This window comes from Salinicola sp. (genome assembly GCF_982684285.1).
The window spans coordinates 1-6,004 of record NZ_CEXLVS010000248.1 but is presented as its reverse complement, the minus strand read 5'-3'; the positions used below and the strand labels follow the sequence as shown (position 1 = coordinate 6,004).

Sequence of the window (6,004 nt, the reverse complement as noted above, 5' to 3'; positions counted from 1 at the left end):
GGACATGATCGCCTGGATCCCGCCTGCGAAATGATTGATGGAAGTTCGGTCCATGCGACTTCGCCCCGCACCAGCGGGGCGAAGTCGTCTCTGTGTCGGCATGAAGGTTGAGCGATGAGGGAATCTCTACCAAGCTTGGGTCACTATCCACGGAGCAGGAGAGAGTGATCATGGACAAGACCTTCGTTGTCGCCGCCGACGCATCGCGCGCACGTATCTTCGCCCGAGAGGCGCGGGTACTGCGTGAGATCGAAACGCTGACGCATCCGGAATCCCGGCTGCACACGGGAGACCTGCGCACGGGCGGCGAGGGTTCGGCCACCTCCGGGGCCAGTCAGCGCCAGACCGGCAATGACAACGCCACGTCCGAGAAACAGGCGATGTTTTTTGCCAAGGAGGTCGCCGGCTATCTGCGCGACGCGAGAACCCAGGGCAAGGCTGACAAGTTCGTGCTGATCGCCGCGCCGCAGTTCCTGGGCCAACTGCGTGACAAGCTCGACAAGCCGACGCTCGACTGCGTGATCCAGACGCTGGACAAGGACCTCTCGAAAGCCAGCGAGGAGGAGATCGCCGGCAAGCTCGACTGACCCTCGATGGATGCCGACGATGACCCTCTCAGGGGATCGTCGGCAGATCGATCTCGTCGCTACGCTGGATGCCGGCGGTCATCTCGCGGCACAGGCGCAGGAACTCGCGCATGCCGGTCGTCAGGTACTTCTGGCGGTGCCAGATGAAGGCGAAGCGTCGGGTGAGATCCAGCTCCGGTGTCGCGATCGGCACCAGGCTGCCGCGGCGAAAGGCGTCCCTCAGCGCCAGGCGCGACACGCAGCCGATGCCGAGGCCGGATTCCACCGCCCGTTTGATTCCTTCGGTATGTTCCAGCTCCAACAGGATGTTGAAGCGGCCCCGCCGATGGCGCATGGCATGTTCCAGCGTCCGGCGCGTTCCTGAGCCCACCTCGCGCATGATCCACGCTTCGCGCAGCAGCCGCTCGACATCGGCGCTTCCTGCCTGGGCCAGTGAGTGACGCGGCGAGCAGAACACGGTCAGGTCGTCCTCGATCCAGGGCTGGATAATGATGTCGTCGTGCTGGCAATCGCCCTCGATCAGGCCCAGATCCAGCTCGTGGAGCGCGATGCGCTCGACGATGGAGGCGGTGTTGCGAACGTGCAGTCGGACCCGGCTCTCCGGATAGCGCTGCATGAAGTCGCTGATCAGCAGTGTCGCCAGGTAATTGCCGATCGTCAGCGTCGCCCCCACTTCCAGGGAACTGATGCCGCTCTGGCCCTGCAGCAGCTCCTCGATCTCCTCGCCGCGATCCAGCAGCGCGACCGCCTTGGGCAGCAGCTGAAAGCCCAGCGCGTTCAGCTTGAGCCGCTTGCCGAGCCGGTCCAGCAACTGGCAGTCGAACTGTCTCTCCAGTTCCGCCAGCGCGGTACTCGTCGCCGACTGCGACATCGAGAGCGTCTGCGCGGCGCGAGATACGCTCTGGTGCTGGGCAATCGCGACGAAAACCTCGAGTTGCCGCAGGGTGTAGCGCATTGGCGATGCCCTTTATCGATTTTGTGGATATAGGTTATCCAAACAATCCACTTAACAGAATACCATTCTGTTCTTATAGTTCGCACATCTACTCGTCATCCCGTTTATGCCTTTTAGCTATTATCGATCATCGTTATCGCAAGGAGCCGGTCATGAGCAAGTTTGCGCTGGAAGAAGTCCTGAGCGTTCACCACTGGAACGATACCCTGTTCAGCTTCCGCACCACGCGCGAGCGTAGTCTGCGCTTCAAGAACGGACAGTTCGTGATGATAGGCCTGGAAGTGAACGGCAAGCCTCTGGTCCGGGCCTACTCCGTAGCCAGCCCCAACTACGAGGACCATCTCGAGTTCTTCAGCATCAAGGTACAGGATGGCCCGCTGACGTCGCGCCTGCAGCATCTCAAGGTCGGCGACCAGATCATGGTCAGCCGCAAGCCCACGGGCACGCTGGTCTGCGACGATCTGCTGCCGGGGCGAAACCTCTACATGCTCTCCACCGGCACCGGTCTGGCGCCGTTCATGAGCCTGATCCAGGATCCCGAGGTCTACGAGCGCTACGAGAAGGTGGTGTTGATCCACGGCGTGCGCACCGTCAGCGAACTGGCCTACGCGGACTTCATCTCCAAGGAGCTGCCGGCACACGAGTACCTGGGCGACGAGATTCGCGACAAGCTGGTCTACTACCCGACGGTGACCCGTGAGGAGTTCCACACCATGGGCCGCCTGACCGACCACATCCGCAGCGGCAAGCTGGTCGAGGATACCGGCCTGCCGCCGCTGGATCCGAAGCAGGACCGGGCCATGATCTGCGGCAGCCCGGCGATGCTCGAAGAGACCAGCGGGCTGCTCGACGAACTCGGGTTCGCCATCTCGCCGCGCATGGGCGAGCCGGGCGACTACGTCATCGAGCGGGCGTTCGTCGAGAAGTAAGCTCGAAGCTGGAAGCCTGAAGAGCGCCGCTTCGCGGCTGGAAGAAAAGAAACCCCGTCAGGCGCAGTATCGCCAGGCGGGGTTTCTTTTGTCAGACATCCAGCAAACGCTGCTTTCCAGCTTCCAGCTTCCAGCTTCCAGCTTCCAGCTTCCAGCTGTGGGTCAGACCGCGTCCTTGCCGGTCTCGCCGGTACGAATCCGGATGACCTGTTCCAGCGGCGAGACGAAGATCTTGCCGTCGCCGATCTTGCCGGTGTTGGCCACCTTGGTGATGGCATCGATCACCTGGTCGCTCATGCCGTCATCGACGGCGACCTCCAGCTTGATCTTGGGAAGGAAGTCGACCACGTATTCGGCGCCACGGTAGAGCTCGGTGTGGCCCTTCTGACGACCGAAGCCCTTGACCTCGGTCACGGTGACGCCCTGCACGCCGATCTCGGACAGAGACTCACGCACGTCGTCCAGCTTGAACGGTTTGATAATGGCGGTAACCAGTTTCATGTAAGTTCTCCTCGCGTGCGATAGGCGGATGGTGTGCGCTCAACTCTTCGAGTGGCCGTTACGAATGCTCGACGACTAGTAGTTTAAGCATACACCGCCGGTCGCGGGAATTAAAAAAGGCCCCCCGAAGGGGGCCAGGGGAGCACGCCAGCTCACTCGGTGTGTCGGCTCACTTCTTGCCGACGTTGAATTCAGGATAGGCTTCCATACCGCATTCCGCGATATCGACACCTTCATATTCCTCTTCCTCGGAGACCCGGATACCCATCACTGCCTTGATGATGCCCCACACCACCAGGCTGGCGATGAAAGTCCAGGCGAAGATGGTCACGATACCCAGCAACTGGGCACCGAACGTGGCATCGCCGTTGGAGAGCGGTACGGCGATCAGGCCCCAGACGCCGACGACGCCGTGGACCGAGATGGCCCCGACCGGATCGTCGATCTTGACCTTGTCGAGCGTCACGATGGCGATGACCACCAGCAGACCACCGACGGCACCGATCAGCGTTGCGCCGAGGGCAGTGGGGGCCAGCGGTTCGGCGGTGATGGCGACCAGGCCGGCCAGCGCGCCGTTCAGCGCCATGGTCAGGTCCGCCTTGCGGAACCACAGCTTGGCCAGGATGATCGCGGCGATGACACCGCCGGCAGCGGCCGCGTTGGTGTTGACGAAGACCTGAGCGACGGCATTGGCCTCATCGACATTGGAAACCATCAGCTCCGAGCCGCCGTTGAAACCGAACCAGCCCAGCCACAGGATGAAGGTGCCCAGCGTGGCCAGCGGCAGGTTGGAGCCAGGGATCGCATAGATGGCGCCGTTCTTGCCGTACTTGCCCTTGCGCGCGCCCAGCAGCAGTACCCCGGCGAACGCGGCCGTGGCACCGCACAGGTGGACGACACCGGAACCGGCGAAATCCTGGAAACCGGCCGCGTCGAGGAAGCCGCCACCCCATTTCCAGTAGCCCTGAATCGGATAGATGAAGCCGGTCATGACCACGGCGAAGAGCATGAATGCCCACAGTTTCATGCGCTCGGCAACGGCGCCGGAGACGATCGACATCGCCGTGGCGACGAACACGACCTGGAAGAAGAAGTCGGAGCGTGCGGAATAGTAGACGTCGCCGCCACTGGACATCACGTCGTCGACGCTGTTCTCCGCGCCGATCAGGAAGCCGAGGTTGGGCAGGAAGCCGCCGCTCTCGCTGGAGTACATGATGTGGTAGCCGACCAGCAGGTACATGGTGCAGGCAATGGCGTAGAGAACGACGTTCTTGGTCAGGATTTCGGTGGTGTTCTTGGCGCGGACCAGCCCCGCCTCGAGCATGGCGAACCCGGCCGCCATCCACATCACCAGGGCGCCCGTCACCAGGAAGTAGAAGGTGTCGAGTGCGTAGGAAAGTTGGACTACTTGATCATTCATTCTTTTGTCTCCTCGTTCCGCGCCGTCAAACGGCGTCGGCCCCGCGTTCCCCGGTTCGAATCCGGATCACATCTTCGAGTGGCGTGACGAACAGCTTGCCGTCGCCGATCTTGCCGCTGTTGGCGGCATTGCGGATCGAGTCCAGAACGCCATCGACACGGTCGTCCTCGACAGCGACCTCGACTTTCACTTTCGGCAGGAAATCGACGACATACTCTGCGCCGCGGTAAAGCTCTGTATGGCCTTTTTGACGACCGAACCCTTTCACTTCCGTGACGGTGATGCCCTGCACGCCGTTATCGGCCAGCGCCTCGCGCACATCGTCGAGCTTGAAGGGTTTAATGATGGCGGTGATGAGTTTCATCCCTTGTCTCTCCCGTAATCGGCTTGCGCCTTCAGATGACAGGCAGGACACATGCCATTTGTCTTCGAGGATAGAAAAATCAATGAGTTGTCTTTGGTCTTGAGGGCTGCATTTATCAATGCATCACGACTGGCGTCATTGACTGCACCAGAACCATGCAGCCCGGTTTTTCGGCTGCACCTTTTGTGCGCAGGCGTAAAGCCGGGAGTTTGCGTAGACTTGAGTGACAGGTCACCGAAGACATCGGGAAATCAAGGAGACAGTTTCATGTCGGCACAGGATCGGTTCGAGCGTCTGACCAGGCAGTTGGGTGACAAGCTTCACGGCGCCTCCCAGGCACCCGGCGATATCCAACGCAACATGCAGGGCGTATTGCGGGGCGCCATGGAGCGTATGGAGATCGTTTCCCGGGAGGATTTCGACATCATGATGGAGGTGCTCCAGCGCACGCGTGAACGCGTCGAGGCGCTGGAGGAGCAGGTCGCGGCGCTGGAGAATATGTTGCAGAGCGAGCAGGCGGCCCAACCGCGGGTCGAGCCCAAGACGCCGCCCGTCGATGATACCGATGGCAGCGCCCACGGAACCCGGCCCTGATCGCGGCAGGATCGGAGGCTCCCGGTTCAGTTCGTCGCTGGGGGCGGTCCGATTGTCGGCACCGCTCGAGTTGCGATATCACGTAACATTATGTAGTTGTAGGGCTGCAAGGGATGTCGCGCCGGCATCCCCCGGCCTGGGGCGACTGCCCAGGTGCCGACCTGGGAGACGACATGACGCTTGCCATCGTGCGCGCCCGCGCCAGCCTCGGACTCGAGGCCCCCGAAGTGCTGATCGAGGTTCACCTCAGTAATGGTCTGCCGGGACTGACGCTGGTGGGTCTTCCGGAAACGGCGGTCAAGGAGAGTCGCGAACGGGTTCGCAGCGCACTCATCAACGCCGGTTTCGAGTTTCCCTCGCGTCGCATCACGCTCAACCTGGCGCCTGCCGACCTGCCCAAGGACGGCGGCCGCTTCGATCTTCCCATCGCCCTGGGCATCCTGATGGCATCCGGCCAGGTTCCCGTCGAGGCGGCCGGGCAGCTCGAAGTCGTCGGCGAACTGGCGCTGGATGGCGCGCTGCGGCCGGTCACCGGCGTACTGCCGACCGCACTGGCCGCACGGCGGGCGGGCCGCGGTCTCATCGTCCCGCTCGCCAATGCCGACGAAGCCGCGCTGGCCGACGGCGTCGAAGTGTTCGCGGCGGGGCATCTTC

At 62.2% G+C, this 6,004-nt stretch carries 8 protein-coding genes; 4 read left to right on the top strand and 4 right to left on the bottom strand.

What is annotated here, in order from left to right; genetic code table 11:
* Nucleotides 1-170: 170 nt before the first annotated feature.
* The gene (locus AC3AYF_RS17260) at nucleotides 171-587 is read left to right on the top strand and encodes a baeRF12 domain-containing protein (RefSeq protein WP_295040756.1); all 417 of its coding nucleotides are present in this window, start codon (nucleotides 171-173) and stop codon (nucleotides 585-587) included.
* Nucleotides 588-615: 28 nt separating this feature from the next.
* On the opposite strand, the gene AC3AYF_RS17255 is transcribed toward AC3AYF_RS17260, so the two are convergent.
* Entirely contained in the window at nucleotides 616-1,542 is a 927-nt protein-coding gene (locus tag AC3AYF_RS17255) for a LysR family transcriptional regulator (RefSeq protein ID WP_149436115.1), read from the bottom strand.
* 152 nt (nucleotides 1,543-1,694) lie between these two features.
* On the opposite strand from AC3AYF_RS17255, the gene AC3AYF_RS17250 reads away from it, so the two are divergent.
* Nucleotides 1,695-2,471, top strand: a complete 777-nt coding sequence (locus AC3AYF_RS17250; RefSeq protein ID WP_295040760.1) for a ferredoxin--NADP reductase — start codon at nucleotides 1,695-1,697, stop codon at nucleotides 2,469-2,471.
* Between the two features lie 162 nt (nucleotides 2,472-2,633).
* On the opposite strand, the gene glnK is transcribed toward AC3AYF_RS17250, so the two are convergent.
* From glnK to AC3AYF_RS17235, 3 genes are all read right to left on the bottom strand, one after another.
* Nucleotides 2,634-2,972 (bottom strand): P-II family nitrogen regulator, encoded by a 339-nt coding sequence (gene glnK / locus AC3AYF_RS17245; RefSeq protein ID WP_075568466.1) that lies wholly within the window; start codon nucleotides 2,970-2,972, stop codon nucleotides 2,634-2,636.
* A gap of 169 nt (nucleotides 2,973-3,141) precedes the next feature.
* Nucleotides 3,142-4,392, bottom strand: coding sequence for an ammonium transporter (locus AC3AYF_RS17240; protein ID WP_295040764.1), 1,251 nt, complete (start codon nucleotides 4,390-4,392; stop codon nucleotides 3,142-3,144).
* 25 nt (nucleotides 4,393-4,417) lie between these two features.
* Entirely contained in the window at nucleotides 4,418-4,756 is a 339-nt protein-coding gene (locus AC3AYF_RS17235; protein WP_071231037.1) for a P-II family nitrogen regulator, read from the bottom strand.
* Between the two features lie 267 nt (nucleotides 4,757-5,023).
* Here AC3AYF_RS17235 and AC3AYF_RS17230 point away from each other — a divergent pair, with 267 nt between their 5' ends.
* Nucleotides 5,024-5,350, top strand: coding sequence for an accessory factor UbiK family protein (locus tag AC3AYF_RS17230; protein WP_295040767.1), 327 nt, complete (start codon nucleotides 5,024-5,026; stop codon nucleotides 5,348-5,350).
* A gap of 173 nt (nucleotides 5,351-5,523) precedes the next feature.
* Nucleotides 5,524-6,004, top strand: a 481-nt coding sequence (locus tag AC3AYF_RS17225; protein ID WP_487780077.1) for a magnesium chelatase domain-containing protein, incomplete at its 3' end; no start/stop codon positions are given.

Excerpts from the sequence above, each read along its gene's own strand:
- AC3AYF_RS17260 (WP_295040756.1), top strand. The coding sequence starts at position 171 with ATGGACAAGACCTTCGTTGTCGCCGCCGACGCATCGCGCGCACGTATC.
- AC3AYF_RS17255 (WP_149436115.1), bottom strand. The coding sequence starts at position 1,542 with ATGCGCTACACCCTGCGGCAACTCGAGGTTTTCGTCGCGATTGCCCAG.
- AC3AYF_RS17250 (WP_295040760.1), top strand. The coding sequence starts at position 1,695 with ATGAGCAAGTTTGCGCTGGAAGAAGTCCTGAGCGTTCACCACTGGAAC.
- glnK (WP_075568466.1), bottom strand. The coding sequence starts at position 2,972 with ATGAAACTGGTTACCGCCATTATCAAACCGTTCAAGCTGGACGACGTG.
- AC3AYF_RS17240 (WP_295040764.1), bottom strand. The coding sequence starts at position 4,392 with ATGAATGATCAAGTAGTCCAACTTTCCTACGCACTCGACACCTTCTAC.
- AC3AYF_RS17235 (WP_071231037.1), bottom strand. The coding sequence starts at position 4,756 with ATGAAACTCATCACCGCCATCATTAAACCCTTCAAGCTCGACGATGTG.
- AC3AYF_RS17230 (WP_295040767.1), top strand. The coding sequence starts at position 5,024 with ATGTCGGCACAGGATCGGTTCGAGCGTCTGACCAGGCAGTTGGGTGAC.